The organism is Bradyrhizobium sp. Kon69, assembly GCF_055807515.1.
This window is the reverse complement of record NZ_JBVVOS010000003.1, coordinates 348,837-362,547: the sequence shown is the minus strand read 5'-3', so window position 1 is coordinate 362,547 and position 13,711 is coordinate 348,837. Positions and strand designations below refer to the sequence as shown.

The 13,711-nt window shown below is 64.2% G+C and carries 14 protein-coding genes; 11 read left to right on the top strand and 3 right to left on the bottom strand.

The features are described from left to right. Positions 1-15 precede the first annotated feature (15 nt). The 5 genes from AC0L3U_RS06150 to AC0L3U_RS06130 all read left to right on the top strand — a co-directional run bounded on the left by AC0L3U_RS06150 (position 16) and on the right by AC0L3U_RS06130 (position 6,519). Positions 16-1,887, top strand: a complete 1,872-nt coding sequence (locus tag AC0L3U_RS06150) for an AMP-binding protein (protein ID WP_473361064.1) — start codon at positions 16-18, stop codon at positions 1,885-1,887. Positions 1,888-1,914: 27 nt separating this feature from the next. Then, on the top strand, positions 1,915-3,042 hold the full coding sequence (locus tag AC0L3U_RS06145) for an acyl-CoA dehydrogenase family protein (RefSeq protein WP_473361063.1): 1,128 nt from the start codon (positions 1,915-1,917) through the stop codon (positions 3,040-3,042). Positions 3,043-3,057: 15 nt separating this feature from the next. After that, positions 3,058-4,302, top strand: a complete 1,245-nt coding sequence (locus AC0L3U_RS06140; RefSeq protein ID WP_473361062.1) for an acyl-CoA dehydrogenase — start codon at positions 3,058-3,060, stop codon at positions 4,300-4,302. A 136-nt stretch (positions 4,303-4,438) separates the two neighbouring features. After that, on the top strand, positions 4,439-5,683 hold the full coding sequence (locus tag AC0L3U_RS06135) for an acyl-CoA dehydrogenase (RefSeq protein ID WP_473361061.1): 1,245 nt from the start codon (positions 4,439-4,441) through the stop codon (positions 5,681-5,683). 137 nt (positions 5,684-5,820) lie between these two features. Beyond that, the gene (locus AC0L3U_RS06130) at positions 5,821-6,519 is read left to right on the top strand and encodes a nitroreductase (RefSeq protein WP_473361060.1); all 699 of its coding nucleotides are present in this window, start codon (positions 5,821-5,823) and stop codon (positions 6,517-6,519) included. 104 nt (positions 6,520-6,623) lie between these two features. Here the strand turns inward: AC0L3U_RS06130 and AC0L3U_RS06125 are convergent, their stop codons facing one another. Then, positions 6,624-7,172 (bottom strand): sigma-70 family RNA polymerase sigma factor, encoded by a 549-nt coding sequence (locus AC0L3U_RS06125; RefSeq protein ID WP_007597240.1) that lies wholly within the window; start codon positions 7,170-7,172, stop codon positions 6,624-6,626. After that, a complete protein-coding gene (locus AC0L3U_RS06120; RefSeq protein WP_007597239.1) occupies positions 7,172-7,405 on the bottom strand; it encodes a NepR family anti-sigma factor in 234 nt (77 codons plus the stop codon). The genes AC0L3U_RS06125 and AC0L3U_RS06120 overlap by 1 nt, the downstream gene beginning before the upstream one ends. 221 nt (positions 7,406-7,626) lie before the next feature. On the opposite strand from AC0L3U_RS06120, the gene AC0L3U_RS06115 reads away from it, so the two are divergent. From AC0L3U_RS06115 to AC0L3U_RS06090, 6 genes are all read left to right on the top strand, one after another. Further along, entirely contained in the window at positions 7,627-8,433 is an 807-nt protein-coding gene (locus AC0L3U_RS06115) for a response regulator (protein WP_027565571.1), read from the top strand. Between the two features lie 162 nt (positions 8,434-8,595). Further along, positions 8,596-9,195, top strand: a complete 600-nt coding sequence (locus AC0L3U_RS06110) for a nuclear transport factor 2 family protein (RefSeq protein WP_473361059.1) — start codon at positions 8,596-8,598, stop codon at positions 9,193-9,195. Between the two features lie 248 nt (positions 9,196-9,443). Then, positions 9,444-9,857, top strand: coding sequence for a hypothetical protein (locus AC0L3U_RS06105; protein ID WP_027514096.1), 414 nt, complete (start codon positions 9,444-9,446; stop codon positions 9,855-9,857). 122 nt (positions 9,858-9,979) lie between these two features. Next, positions 9,980-11,857 carry a molecular chaperone HtpG gene (htpG, locus tag AC0L3U_RS06100; protein ID WP_473361058.1) on the top strand — a complete coding sequence of 626 codons (1,878 nt, stop codon included), beginning with the start codon at positions 9,980-9,982 and terminating at the stop codon, positions 11,855-11,857. 128 nt (positions 11,858-11,985) lie between these two features. After that, positions 11,986-12,264 (top strand): DUF3551 domain-containing protein, encoded by a 279-nt coding sequence (locus AC0L3U_RS06095; protein WP_473361057.1) that lies wholly within the window; start codon positions 11,986-11,988, stop codon positions 12,262-12,264. Between the two features lie 33 nt (positions 12,265-12,297). After that, positions 12,298-12,567, top strand: a complete 270-nt coding sequence (locus AC0L3U_RS06090; protein WP_473361056.1) for a DUF3551 domain-containing protein — start codon at positions 12,298-12,300, stop codon at positions 12,565-12,567. Positions 12,568-12,612: 45 nt separating this feature from the next. On the opposite strand, the gene AC0L3U_RS06085 is transcribed toward AC0L3U_RS06090, so the two are convergent. After that, a complete protein-coding gene (locus AC0L3U_RS06085) occupies positions 12,613-13,593 on the bottom strand; it encodes a Bug family tripartite tricarboxylate transporter substrate binding protein (protein WP_473289928.1) in 981 nt (326 codons plus the stop codon). Between the last annotated feature and the right edge of the window lie 118 nt (positions 13,594-13,711).

Here is a 13,711-nt window from a genome sequence, read left to right as displayed (position 1 = left end):
TCCGGGAGACGCACAATGAGTGGAAGCGCGGCGGCGGTGATGACGAAGCCCGCCTTTCGCAAGGTCAAGTGGCTTGCGCGCGACATCGATGTCGAGCGCCGCGACGACGGCACGGTGGTGCTGAAGTCGCGCATCCCGCTGCAGACCTACGAGAAGCATATCCCGGCTTCGCTGGCAAAATGGGCGAAGGAAGCGCCCGAGCGGATCTGGCTTGCCCAGCGCGGCGGCCCTAACCGCGAATGGCGTAAGGTGTCCTATGGCGAAGCCAAGCGCACCGTGGATGCGCTGACGCAAGGCCTGCTCAATCTTGCGCTCGACGGCCGCCCGGTCGCGATTCTCTCCGGCAATTCGATCGAGCACGCGCTGATGACGCAGGCCGCGATGCAGGCGCGCGTCCCGGCCGCGCCGGTCTCGCCGGCCTACTCCTTGATGAGCCATGATCACGTCAAGCTGAAATATCTGTTCGACCTGATCAAGCCCGGCGTGGTGATGGTGCAGGACGGTCCGACCTTCGAGAAGGCGCTGAAAGCGCTCGATCTCACCGGCGTCACCGTGGTTCACGTCTTGCGGCCCTGCGAGGGTATCGAGAGCGTCAGCTTTGCCGCGCTCGCGGCGACAGCCGTGACTGCCGATGTCGAAGGGTCGATCGCGAAGATCACGCCTGAGACCGTCGGCAAGCTGCTGTTCACGTCAGGCTCGACAGGCATGCCCAAGGCCGTCATCAACACGCAAGCGATGATGTGCGCCAATGCGGCGATGATGATGCAGGTGCGGCCGCGCGATCCCGGCGGTCCGATCTCGACCATGCTGGATTGGATGCCCTGGAACCACACCATGGGCGGCAACGCGGCGTTCCACCCGATCCTGGTCGATGGCGGCACGCTCTATATCGATGACGGCCGGCCGATGCCGGGCCAATTCGATGAGACGCTGCGCAATCTGCGCGAGATCTCGCCGACCTATTACGCCAACGTCCCCGCCGGCTATGCCGCGCTCGCCGCCGCCATGGAGAAGGACGAGGCGCTGTGCCGATCCTTCTTCAAGAACCTCTCGATCATGGCCTATGGCGGCGCGCGGTTGCCGGATGATCTCTACGACCGCATGCAGGCCCTCGCCGTGAAGACCACCGGTGAGCGCATCGTGTTCTACACCGGCTGGGGCTCGACCGAGACCGCGCCGACCTCGACCGGCACCTATTGGGACACCGAGCGCGTCGGCCTCATCGGCCTGCCGTTCCCCGGCGTCGAGTTGAAGATGGTGCCCTGCGGCTCGAAATACGAGCTGCGTCTGCGCGGCGTCAACGTCACCCCCGGCTATTTCGGCCAGCCCGACCTGACGAAGAAGATGTTCGATGAGGAAGGTTTTTACTGCATCGGTGACGCCGGCGTCTTCGTCGACGACACCGATCCGGTGAAAGGGATCATCTTTGCCGGGCGCGTGGTCGAGGACTTCAAGCTGACCACCGGCACCTTCGTCCATGTCGGCTCGCTGCGCACGGATGCGATCGCAGCCGCGACGCCGGTCGTGCATGATGCGCTGGTCGCGGGGCAGGATCGCGCCTTCATCGGCCTGCTGGCCTGGCCGAACCTGCATGCCTGCCGCCAACTCGTCGGCAAGGCCGATCTCAGCTTCGATGATGCAGTCAAGCATCCCGAGGTGATCGCTTGCTTCAGGCGCGGGCTGCAGGCTCACAACAAAGAGTGCGAAGGCGCCAGCAGCCGCATCATCGCACGCGCCATGCTGATGGCGGAGCCGCCCTCGATCGACGGCAACGAGCTCACCGACAAGGGCTACATCAACCAGCGCGCCGGCCTGGAGCGCCGTGCCGTTCTGGTGGAGCGGCTTTATGCCGACAAGCCCGACCAGGACGTCATCATTCTCAAGTAATCGACATCATCAACACGGATACGCGCCATGAACTTCGATTTCTCCGACGACCAGAAGCAGCTCCGCGACCAGGCGCGCAAATTCCTCACCGAGAAGTGCCCGCCGAAGGCGGTGCGCGCAGTTCTCGACGGCAAGGCGCCCTATGACAAGGAGCTGTGGAAAGGCCTCGCCGAGATGGGCTTTCTCGGTGTCGCAATCCCGGAGGACTTTGGCGGCGCGGGCGCCGGTCATCTCGAACTTTGCGTGATCGCCGAAGAGATGGGCCGGGCGAACGCGCCGGTGCCGTTTTCCTCGACCGTCTATCTTGCTGCCGAAGCGCTGCTGATCGCGGGCAGCGACGCGCAGAAGAAGAAATGGTTGCCGGCGATTGCCTCGGGCGAGGCGATCGGCACGCTGGCGCTGTTCGAGGGCAAGGGCAATCCGTCGCCGAAGACCATCAAGCTCACGGCTGCCAATGGCATGCTCAACGGTGTCAAGAAGCCGGTCGCCGACGGCGCGATTGCCGATTTCGCGGTGGTCGCGGCGCGCACGGGATCGAGCGGACGCGACGGCGACGTCTCCTTGTTCATTGTCGACCTCAAGGACGGCGGCGTCGAGGTGAAAAGCCTTTCCAATCTCGATCCGACCCGCGGGCAGGCCGAGATCACTTTCAGGGATTGCAAGGCCGAGCCGCTGGGCGCGGCCGGCGAAGGCTGGAGCATCTTGACTCAAGTGCTCGACCGCGCCGCGGTGCTCTGCGCGTTCGAGCAGGTCGGCGGCTCCGACCGCGCCCTGGAGATGGGCCGCGACTACGCGCTCGACCGCATCGCCTTCGGCCGACAGATCGGCTCGTTCCAGGCCGTCAAGCACATGCTGGCGGACATGTACGTGTCGGCGACGCTGGCACGTTCCAACAGCTATTACGGCGCCTGGGCGCTCTCGACCAATGCGGGCGAATTGCCGGAAGCGGCTGCAGCCGCGCGCATCAGTGCGACGCAGGCGTTCCAGCACTGCGCCAAGAACAACATCCAGGTCCACGGCGGCATGGGCTTCACCTGGGAGTTCGACTGCCACATGTACTACCGCCGCGCCAACGCCATGGCGCTCGGTCTCGGCAGCCTGTCCTATTGGGAAGACCAATTGATCGACCGCATGCGCAAGAAGAACGCGGCGTAGGCAAAGGGCAACGTCATGAACTTCGACGACACCCCGCAGGAAGCCGAATTTCGCGCCACTGCTCGCGCCTGGATCGCGGCGAATGCGCCCAAGCAGTACGAGGACGAGCTTCGCAAGTCCTCGCTCGGCCGCACGCAATTGAAGAACGCCAACATTCTGGAAGTGGCAAAGGCCTGGCAGAAGAAGAAGGCCGATGCCGGCTGGGCCTGTCTGCACTGGCCCAAGGAGTATGGTGGCCGCGGCTCATCGCCGATCGAACGTGTGATCTGGCAGCAGGAAGAGGGGCCGTTCGGCCAGCTATCCCGCATGTTCATCATCGGCCACGGCATGTGCGGGCCGACCATGATGGCGTTCGCGCGCGAGGAGCATAAGCGCGCCTATCTGCCGCCGCTCGCCTCCGGCGAAAAGGTCTGGTGCCAGCTGTTCTCCGAACCGGCCGGCGGCTCCGACGTTGCGGGCCTGCGCACGCGCGCCGAGAAGGACGGCGACGAATGGGTGATCAACGGCCAGAAGATCTGGACGTCGGGCGCGCACTATTCCGATTACGGTATCCTCTTGACCCGCACCGATCCGACCGTGCCCAAGCACAAGGGCCTTACCATGTTCTTCCTGGACATGAAGAGCCCGGGCGTCGAGGTGCGGCCGATCAAGCAGGCGAGCGGCGCTTCCGACTTCAACGAGGTCTATTTCACCAACGTCCGCATTCCCGATCATCAGCGCCTCGGCGAGGTCGGTGACGGCTGGAACGTCTCGCTGACCACGCTGATGAATGAGCGCAGCGCGATCGGCGCGGCCGTCTCGACAGGCTTCCCCGAGTTGTTCGAATATTGCTCCAGCCTGATGCTGGACGATGGCCCGGCCATCGAGGATCGTGCCGTGCGCGCGAAGCTCGCGAACTGGGCAGTGAAGGCGAGCGGGCTGAAATACACCAGCATGCGCGCGATCTCCGCGCTGTCGAAGGGCGAGCGCCCGGGACCGGAAAATTCCATCGGCAAGCTGGTGGCGGGCTCGATGATCCAGGACGTTGCGAGCTACGCGCTGGACTTGCAGGGTGCGAGCGGAGTGGTCAGCGGCGAGGACGCCGAACTCGCCGGCCGCTTCCAGGCGATGCTGCTGCGCGCGCCGGGCACCCGTGTCGAAGGCGGCACCGATGAGATCATGCGCAACATCATCGCCGAGCGGGTGTTGGGCCTGCCCGGCGACATCAGGGTCGACAAGGACGTGCCGTTCAACAAGATCCCGACGAAGGGAAGAGGCTGATGATCCTCATCCTGAGGAGCCGCGGAACGCGGCGTCTCGAAGGATGCAGGCCCGACTGGGGCTCGTGGTTCGAGACGGCGCTGCGCGCCTCCTCACCATGAGGGACTAAGACAGAGCAAGAACGAAGAGGTCCGCCATGAATTTCGACGACACCCCGCAGGAAGCCGCATTCCGCGAGACCGCGCGCAAATGGGTCGAGGCCAACGCGCCGAAGGAGTTTTTGGCCGAACTGTCAAAATCCTCGCTCGGCCGCATCCGGCTCGCCAACCACGACATCGTCGATGTCGGCAAGGCCTGGCAGAAGAAGAAGGCCGAAGGCAACTGGGCCTGCCTGCATTGGCCCAAGGAATATGGCGGCCGCGGTGCGACGCCGATCGAGCGGGTGATCTGGCAGCAGGAGGAGGGCGTCTATGGCAAGCTGACGCAGCCGTTCCAGATCGGCGAGGGCATGTGCGGGCCCACCGTGATGGCTTTTGGCAGCGAGGACGCCAAGCGGCGCCATTTGCCGAAGCTGGCCGCGGGCGAGGAGATCTGGTGCCAGCTGTTCTCCGAGCCGTCAGCGGGCTCCGACGTCGCGGGCTTGCGCACGCGCGCGGAGAAGAAGGGCGACAACTGGGTCGTCAACGGTCAGAAGATCTGGACCTCTGGTGCGCACTATTCCGACTACGGACTTTTGATCGCGCGCACCGACCCCAATGTGCCCAAGCACAAGGGCCTCACGATGTTCTTCCTGGACATGAAGAGTCCCGGCGTCGAGGTGCGCCCGATCAAGCAGGCCAACGGCATGCAGGAGTTCAACGAGGTCTATTTCACCGACGTCGTCATTCCCGACAGCCAGCGCCTCGGGGCCGTCGGCGAGGGCTGGAGCGTGTCGCTGACCACGTTGATGAACGAGCGGATGTCGATCGGCTCGCGGCTTGCGACCGGCGTCCCCGAGATGTTCGAGTTCTGCTCCGATCTGATGCTGGAGGATGGCCTCGCCATCGACGATCCCGCCGTGCGCTCAAAACTTGCGAGCTGGGCGGTGAAGTCGAGCGGCCTGAAATACACCAGCTACCGGGCGATCTCGGCGCTGTCCAAGGGTGAGCGGCCGGGGCCGGAGAATTCGATCGGCAAGCTCGTCTCCGGCATGATGCTGCAGGACATCGCGACCTATGCCATGGACCTCCAGGGCGCGACCGGCGTTCTCACAGGCAGCGACGAGGAAACCGTTCAGGGCCAGTTTCAGCAGATACTGCTGTCCTCGCCCTCGATGCGCATCGCGGGCGGCACCGACGAAATTTTGCGCAACATCATCGCCGAGCGCGTGCTGGGATTGCCGGGCGACATCCGCGTCGACAAGGACGTGCCGTATAACAAGATGCCGACCAAGGGACGGTGATCCAGCCTCTCGCTGTATCTTGTAGGGTGGGCAAAGCGAAGCGTACCCACCATGCGCAGATGCGCCGAGGTAAGTTTGTCGGTGGGCACGGCGCTATGCGCCTTCCCACCCTACGAAGAGAAGGCGCGAGTTGATCCATGGACGCACAAGTAAAGCAAAACGACCGCATCGGCGTGCTCGAAGAGCTGCTCAACGAGCGCTACTCGGTGCGCGCCTTCCTGGCCAAGGAGGTCGATCGCGCGACGATCGAACATTTGCTGACGACCGCGCAGCGCACGGCATCCTGGTGCAACAGCCAGCCCTGGCAGGTCGTCATCGCCAGCGGCGAGGCCAAGGAGCGTTTCCGCAAGCTGATCTACAAGGAGGCTTCGGGTGGTCTCGGGGACGACTATGATTTCCCGCCGCCGCGCGAATATCTCGGCGCCTATCTCGAACGCCGGCGCGATAGCGGCTTCCAGCTCTACAACACACTCGGCATCGCGCGCGGAGACAAGTCGGCCTATGCCAAGCAGGCGCTGGAGAACTACAATTTCTTCGGCGCGCCGCATGTGGCCATCATCCACACCGACGAGCCGCTCGGAATCTACGGTGCGATTGATTGCGGCGCCTATGTCTCGAACTTCATGCTGGCCGCGCAGGCGCTCGGGCTCGGCACGATTCCGCAGGCGGCGCTCGCGCGCCACTCCGGCCTGATCCGCCGCCATTTCAATCTGCCTGCTGACCGCCGCATCGTCTGCGGCATCTCGTTCGGCTATGCAGACAATGCCCACAAGGTCAACAGCTACCGCACGTCGCGTGCGAGCGTGGCCGAGACCGTGACCTTCGTCGACGAGTGATTGACGTGGCGCAGGCACGCACCAAGTTTCACGCTTCAGACATACGAAGACGGCCGCGGAAACGGCCGCCTTCATGCCGGTCTCAGTCCGATTGACGCCGGCGGTCAGCCGCCGCTGCCGCCGATCACGGCGCGAATGGTCTCGTCGGGTCCGAAATCCTCGGCGCCGTCGACATAGAGCAGCGCCGCGAGCTTGGAGCGCGCACGGTTGACGCGGCTCTTGATCGTGCCGACCGCGCAGCCGCAGATCGAAGCCGCATCCTCATAGGAGAAGCCGGAGGCGCCGACGAGGATCAGCGCTTCACGCTGGTCCTGCGGAAGCTTGTCGAGCGCCGTGCGGAATTCCTCGAACTCGAGATGGGCGTTCTGCGAGGGCTGCGTCTTCAGCGTCTTGGCATAATTGCCTTCGGCATCCTCGACTTCCCGCCGCCGCTTGCGATAGTCGGAGCGGAACAGGTTGCGCAGGATCGTGAACAGCCACGCCGGCAGATTGGAGCCGGGCTGGAACGAGTCGATGTTGGCGAGCGCGCGCAACAGCGTCTCCTGGACCAGATCGTCGGCGCGATCGGCATTGCCGCTGAGCGAGATGGCGAACGCGCGCAGACTGGGCACGGCCGCCAGGATGTCGTTACGCAGGGAGTCCGTGAGAGGCATCAATCCCTCCCATTGTTGTTGTCGTTAGAGCCGCCACCATTTTCCACTTGGGGTGTCGCTCCCGGCGCATCAAGTTTCTTGATCAGTTCCGCGAACCGGTCCGGAACCCCCTGCCGCACCACGTCGTCGTACATGGCGCGCAGCTGGTGCCCGATCCGGGACTGGATCTCCGGAGTGAGCCCTCCCTTGCCGGGGGTCGTGCTTTTGCTGGCTTGAGACTTGAGATCTTTCATGACCTGTTCCACGTTTCCCCGAGTTAAGTAACTGTAAAATCGAGAAGTTCTCTCAACCGGGAGCCGTTCCCTGGATAGGCTCAATGCGAGTTGCGAGAAAAAGTTCCGCCCCCATGCGGAACTTTTCTCAGGCTGAGGCGTAATCAGTCCAGCAGGGGAACCCGGGCCCCCCGCCTAACGCCTGCACGTCAAGGTCGGCCCGAAGATGATATGGAGTGGGGATGTCCCGTTCACAGCTCGTTGCTGAACACTTGCCGTTGTTGCGCCGGTACGCACGCGCCCTGACGGGCAGCCAGTCCTCCGGTGACGCCTATGTCGCAGCCATGTTGGAAGCCATGCTGGGGGATCCGTCGGTGCTCGACGAGAGCCACGGGCCGCGCGCCGGCCTGTTCCGGCTGTTCACCCAAATCTGGAATTCCGTTTCCGTCAACGACGATTCCGAGGTGACGAACCTGCCGATGCCGCCGGAGCGGCGGCTGTCGAACATCACGCCATTGCCGCGGCAAGCCTTCCTGCTGCTCTCGCTCGAGGGATTTTCGGAAGAAGAGGTCGGCTACATTCTCGGCACCGACGTCGGCGAGACGCGCCGGCTCGCGGATGCCGCAGGCCGTGAGATGGCCGCCGAGATCGCCACCGACGTGCTGATCATCGAGGATGAGACCTTCATCGCCATGGATCTCGAGAGCCTGGTGAAGAATCTCGGCCATAATGTCGTCGGCGTCGCCCGTACCCACGCCGATGCGGTCGCCTTGGCAAAGAACCGGCGGCCCGGCTTGATCCTGGCCGACATCCAGCTCGCCGACGGCTCGTCGGGCCTCGACGCCGTCAACGAGCTGCTCCGCACCTTCGAGGTGCCGGTGGTGTTCATCACCGCGTACCCCGAGCGCTTCCTCACCGGCGAGCGGCCCGAGCCGGCGTTCCTGATCTCAAAACCGTTCCAGCCGGCGATGGTATCGGCGGTGGCGAGCCAGGCCCTGTTCTTCCAGCGCAACTCCCGTAACCGCGCGCCGAAAGTGCCGGCGGCGTAAGGGAGCGCCTACGCCCGACATTTGACGAAATCCGATCCGGCGTGCCGCAAGGTGCGCCGGATTTTTATTGACCAGGTTGCCACGCTTGACGGCCATCGAATTCGCCGCTCATACCTCCTGCAGCGGCCGCGTTGCAGCCGCGGTGCCATCGGAGACGTGTTCATGGACCAGCAACTCCTCGACCGCCTCGCCATCCGCGACCTCGTCGAGAACTGGGCGGTGTGGCGGGATGCCGGCGACTGGGAGCGCTTTGCCACGGTCTGGCATGAAGAGGGCTGGATGTCCGCCACCTGGTTTCAGGGGCCGGCGCGGGATTTCATGCGGGTCAGCCAGGAGGGGTTCGCCAAGGGCGTGCGCATCCTGCATTTCCTCGGCGGCTGCAGTATCGACCTCGAGGGGGCGCGCGCCATCGCGCAGACCAAGATGACCATCTCGCAGCGCGCGCCGGTGCACGACGTGCCCTGCGACGTCGTCTGCACCGGGCGCTTCTACGATTTCCTGGAGAAGCGGCAGGAAAAATGGGGCATCGTCCGCCGCCAGCCGATCTACGAGAAGGACCGGATCGACCCGGTCGATCCCGCCGCGACACTTCAGCTCGACCAGAAAGCCCTTGCCGCGCTCCCGGAAGGCTACCGCCACCTCGCCTACATGCAGGGGCTGATCGGCTACAAGGTCAAGCGCGACATGCCCGGCCTGACCGGGCCTGAGGTCGAGAAGCTCTATGGGGAGGGGCGGGAGTGGCTCGCGGGGAAGGCGAACTGAACGCCAGACAAAAGTAAGGCGCGACTGGCATCACCACAGTCGCGCCCTACGTCGCCGGCTTATGGGGCAGGGGGGAATAGCCGGCTGTTGAGACGACTCCCGTCCTCGAAAGTCGTTCCAGCCGGTTGCGAAATTTTTCGCAGGCCGTGTGTTTTTCGCACACGGTTAAGTGATCTTAACGACTGAGAACTCCCAGTCATCTCCTCGCGTTGTTCCCGCGATCGCCATGGGGCGAGGGACCGACAGCCATGTCACAGATCCAAAAGGTATTTTTAGGCGCCGTCGCGCTCGCCGCGACGCTTGGCGCCGTTCAGGTCGGCGCCGTGCAGCTGGCCTCCGGCCATGATCTGGCCGACCGCTGGCAGGCGGTCGCTGACAAGCCGGGCCACAACGTCAACCGCTCCAGCAAAGCCGACCGCCTCGCCGATATCAAGCAGGCGGAGGTTCCAACCCGTACCGTGTCGATGCGGCTGAACGATCTCGCCGACACGTCGGTGCTGCTGCGGGTCCCCGCGGTGATCGAGACCGGTAACGCCAAGCCGCCGGTGTTGCTCCCGGACCAGAAGCAGAGCCGCAAGAAACCGACGATCGCCTGCGAGCCGATGGTCAGCTCCCTGACCGAGGTCGCAAAGCTGCTCCAGCCCGGTCGCTGTGTGACCTGATCGGCATTTGCCACGGACAAGTCGCCCTCCGCCTGGAGGGCGATTGCTTGCGTCCACTTGATCCCCTGCCCCCTCGCGCTATATCCCGGGTTTCTTTCCCTTTCGATTGACCGGGTAAACGCATGACGACGTCAGACACGGCTGTGCATACGCAGCCCTTCCAGGCCGAGGTTTCCGAGCTTCTGCACCTGATGGTGCACTCCGTCTATTCCGAGACCGATATCTTCCTGCGCGAGCTCGTCTCCAACGCATCGGACGCCTGCGACAAGCTGCGCTATGAGGCCATCGCGAGTCCGGCGCTGCTGGGCGAGGGCGACGCGCTCAAGATCCGGATCATTCCGAACAAGACGGCCGGAACGCTTGCGATCGCTGACAATGGCATCGGCATGGAGCGGCAGGAGCTGATCGACCACCTCGGCACCATCGCCCGCTCGGGCACCAAGGCCTTCGTGTCGAAGCTCAAGGAAGCCAAGGATGGACTTGGCCTGATCGGCCAGTTCGGCGTCGGCTTCTATTCCGCTTTCATGGTCGCCGACAAGATCGTCGTGGTCAGCCGCCGCGCCGGCGAGAGCGACGTCTGGACCTGGACGTCCACAGGCGGGTCGGGCTTCGAGATCGCGCGTGCCAGCGAGGAGGATGCGGCCCGCGTGCAGCGCGGCACCGAGATCGTCCTGCACCTCAAGGACGATGCGAAGAAATATCTCGAAGCCTACGAGATCGAGCGTGTCGTCGGCGCTTATTCCGACAACATCCTCTTTCCCATCGAGCTCGTGCCTGAAGAGGGAGAACCGCGTCAGATCAATTCCGCGAGCGCGCTGTGGCAGCGCTCGAAATCCGAGCTCACGCCGGAAGACTACAAGAAAGCCTATCAGCAGATCGCCTCCGCCTTCGACGATCCCGCGATGACGCTGCATTATCGCGCGGAGGGGCGTTACTCCTACGCCGTGCTGCTGTTTGCGCCCTCGACCAAGCCGTTCGACCTGTTCGAGCCGAACCGCAAGGGGCGCGTCAAGCTGTATGTCCGCCGCGTCTTCATCACCGACGATGCCGATCTTCTGCCGGGCTACCTCCGCTTCATCCGCGGCGTCGTCGACAGCGAGGATCTCCCGCTCAACATCTCCCGCGAGATGCTTCAGAACAATCCGCAGCTCGCACAGATCCGCAAGGCCGTGGCGACCCGCGTGTTGTCCGAACTCGAAAGCCTTGCGGAGAAGGATCCGGAAAACTTCGCGAAGATCTGGGAGGCCTTCGGCGCGGTGCTGAAGGAAGGTATCTACGAGGATTTCGAGCGCCGCGAAAAGCTGCTCGCGCTGTCGCGCTTCACCACGACCTCGGGCGAGAAGCGCTCGCTCAAGGACGTCATCGCTGATTTCAAGCCGAACCAGACCGAGATCTATTATCTCGTCGGCGACAGCATCGAGCGGCTGAAGTCGAGCCCCCGGCTCGAGGCGGCGACTGCGCGTGGCATCGAAGTGCTGCTGCTGTCCGATCCCGTCGACGCCTTCTGGACCTCGATGCCATCGGAGTTCGACGGCAAGCCGCTGAAGTCGCTGAGCCAGGGCGATCTCAATCTCGACCTGATCCCGCGCGTCGACGAGGCGGACGAAGCGAAGAAGGACGAGCCGGCCGCCGACGAGGGTGCCACCATCGCGGTGATCAAGGCCGCGCTCGGCGAGCGCGTCAGCGACGTCAAGGCATCGACGCGCCTCACCAGTTCCGCGTCCTGCCTCGTTGCCGACAGCCAGGGCCCGAGCCGCGAGCTCGAGCGCATCCTGGCCCAGCAGAACCGCGGTATGCGCACGAAGCCGATCCTCGAGATCAATCTGCGCCATCCGCTGGTCTCGGCGATCACGAAGGCTCAGGCCGGCTCGAAGGCGGTCGACGATCTCAGCCTGCTCCTGCTCGAACAGGCGCAGATCCTGGACGGCGAACTGCCGGAAGACCCTGCGGCGTTTGCGGCAAGATTGAACCGGCTGGTGTTGCAAGGGCTCGGCGCGTAGCGGGCGCAGTGCACCGCACTCACCTTGCCGTCATTTACGCGCAGGAACGGTCGCCTCTGCCGTGGTGTTATGCCATACGAGGTGGCCGGCATCCGGGCCGCCGACATGACAGATTCGAGGATTTCTCCATGCGTTTGCCGATCCTGACCCTCACCGCAATTGTCACGCTGTTCGTGGCGGCAGATGCCAGCGCCCAGACCTATGATCCGCGTTATCCGGTGTGCATGCACGTCTATACGCCCGGCGGCTTCGGCGGTGGCGGCGGCGATTATTTCGATTGCTCCTTCACCTCGCTGCCGCAATGTCGCGCAACGGCTTCGGGTCGCTCGGCAAGCTGCGACGTCAATCCCTACTATGCGTTCGACCAACCCCCGCCGCCGCGCCGGCGCCACAAGAACGTGCACTAGCGATCCGCAATGCGGCTTTCAGGGGGAATTCTTATGCGTCGCTTATTCGGCCTGATCATGACCGTCGGTGCCTTGCTCATGGCTGCGCCGTCGCATGCGCAGACCTTCGATCCGCGCTATCCCGTCTGCATGCACGTCTATTCCGGCGCGAACGGCGGTGGCGGGGAGTGGTATGATTGCTCCTTCACCTCAGTGCCGCAGTGCCGAGCTACCGCTTCAGGCCGCTCCGCCAGCTGCGATCTCAATCCGTATTATCCGTTCACCGCACCGCCGCAGCGCTTCCGCCATCAGCGGGGCGGCTAGCGCTTGGCGAATCCTACGCTCCCGCTTCGCGTGCAGGCGCGGTCGCTATTCCTTCCGAATGCCCGACAGCTCCACCACCTTGCGCCAGCGGTCGGTCTCCGCCGTCAGCATGCCGCCGAATTCGCCGGCATTGCCATGCAGCGGGATTGCGCCGAGCCCGGCGATGCGGGACTTGATCTCCGCATCGGACAGCGCGGCGTCGATTTCGCGATTGAGCAGGTCGACGATCTCGCGCGGCGTCTCGTGCGGAGCGCCGACACCGTAGAATGAACTCGTCTCGTAGCCGCTGAGCATGTCCGCGATCGACGGTACGTCCGGCAAAATCTCCGAACGCTCGCGCGTGGTGACGCCGAGCGCGCGCAATTTGCCGGCGCGCACGAGCTCGAAGGATGAAGTGACGTTGTCGAACATGCCCTGGATCTGCCCGCTCATCACGTCGGTCAATCCGGGTGCCGAGCCGCGATAGGGCACGTGGGTGAACTGCACGCCGGCCAGCGACTTGAACAGCTCGCCGGAGAGATGCAGCGAGGTGCCGATGCCGGAAGAGGCGATCGACATCTTGCCGGGATTGGCCTTGGCGTAGGCAATGAAGTCGGCGACGCTGGCCACCGGCAGGTCGTTGTTGACGACCAGCACCAGCGGAATTCGCGCGACGCCGGCGACCGGCGCGATCCCCCTGGCGAAATCATACGGCAGCGCCGGATCGAACGAGGCGTTGATGGCGTTCGCGGTCGAGGTCAACAGCAGGGTGTGACCATCCGGGGCGGACGCGATCACTGCCTGTGTCCCGATATTGCTGCCGGCGCCAGGCTTGTTCTCGACGACGAAGGTCTGGCCGAGCCGGTCGGAGAGGCGCTGGCAGAGCAGTCGCGACAGCACGTCGGTGGCCCCGCCCGGCGCATAGGGCACCACCCATTTCACGCTATGCGAGGGATAGGAGGGATTCCCGATCGCAAAGGCGCGTGGCGTGGCGAGCACGGTTGCCGCAGCGGCCGCAGCCTGAATGAAATGTCGCTTGGTGATCATCATGCTCTCCAGTTCACCTCGCGCTGCAAGCGGGGCAAGGGGACACGCGTAGCGCGCCCCGACAACTGGCTTTGCTATCGCAAGGATTGCGAGACTGCGCACGCCCATCCCACCGGTT

Bases quoted from the DNA above. Each gene is read 5' to 3' on its own strand.
- AC0L3U_RS06135 (WP_473361061.1), top strand. From the start codon at position 4,439: ATGAATTTCGACGACACCCCGCAGGAAGCCGCATTCCGCGAGACCGCG.
- AC0L3U_RS06140 (WP_473361062.1), top strand. From the start codon at position 3,058: ATGAACTTCGACGACACCCCGCAGGAAGCCGAATTTCGCGCCACTGCT.
- AC0L3U_RS06110 (WP_473361059.1), top strand. From the start codon at position 8,596: ATGGACCAGCAACTCCTCGACCGCCTCGCCATCCGCGACCTCGTCGAG.
- AC0L3U_RS06115 (WP_027565571.1), top strand. From the start codon at position 7,627: ATGTCCCGTTCACAGCTCGTTGCTGAACACTTGCCGTTGTTGCGCCGG.
- AC0L3U_RS06125 (WP_007597240.1), bottom strand. From the start codon at position 7,172: ATGCCTCTCACGGACTCCCTGCGTAACGACATCCTGGCGGCCGTGCCC.
- AC0L3U_RS06090 (WP_473361056.1), top strand. From the start codon at position 12,298: ATGCGTCGCTTATTCGGCCTGATCATGACCGTCGGTGCCTTGCTCATG.
- AC0L3U_RS06150 (WP_473361064.1), top strand. From the start codon at position 16: ATGAGTGGAAGCGCGGCGGCGGTGATGACGAAGCCCGCCTTTCGCAAG.
- htpG (WP_473361058.1), top strand. From the start codon at position 9,980: ATGACGACGTCAGACACGGCTGTGCATACGCAGCCCTTCCAGGCCGAG.
- AC0L3U_RS06095 (WP_473361057.1), top strand. From the start codon at position 11,986: ATGCGTTTGCCGATCCTGACCCTCACCGCAATTGTCACGCTGTTCGTG.
- AC0L3U_RS06105 (WP_027514096.1), top strand. From the start codon at position 9,444: ATGTCACAGATCCAAAAGGTATTTTTAGGCGCCGTCGCGCTCGCCGCG.
- AC0L3U_RS06120 (WP_007597239.1), bottom strand. From the start codon at position 7,405: ATGAAAGATCTCAAGTCTCAAGCCAGCAAAAGCACGACCCCCGGCAAG.
- AC0L3U_RS06130 (WP_473361060.1), top strand. From the start codon at position 5,821: ATGGACGCACAAGTAAAGCAAAACGACCGCATCGGCGTGCTCGAAGAG.
- AC0L3U_RS06085 (WP_473289928.1), bottom strand. From the start codon at position 13,593: ATGATCACCAAGCGACATTTCATTCAGGCTGCGGCCGCTGCGGCAACC.
- AC0L3U_RS06145 (WP_473361063.1), top strand. From the start codon at position 1,915: ATGAACTTCGATTTCTCCGACGACCAGAAGCAGCTCCGCGACCAGGCG.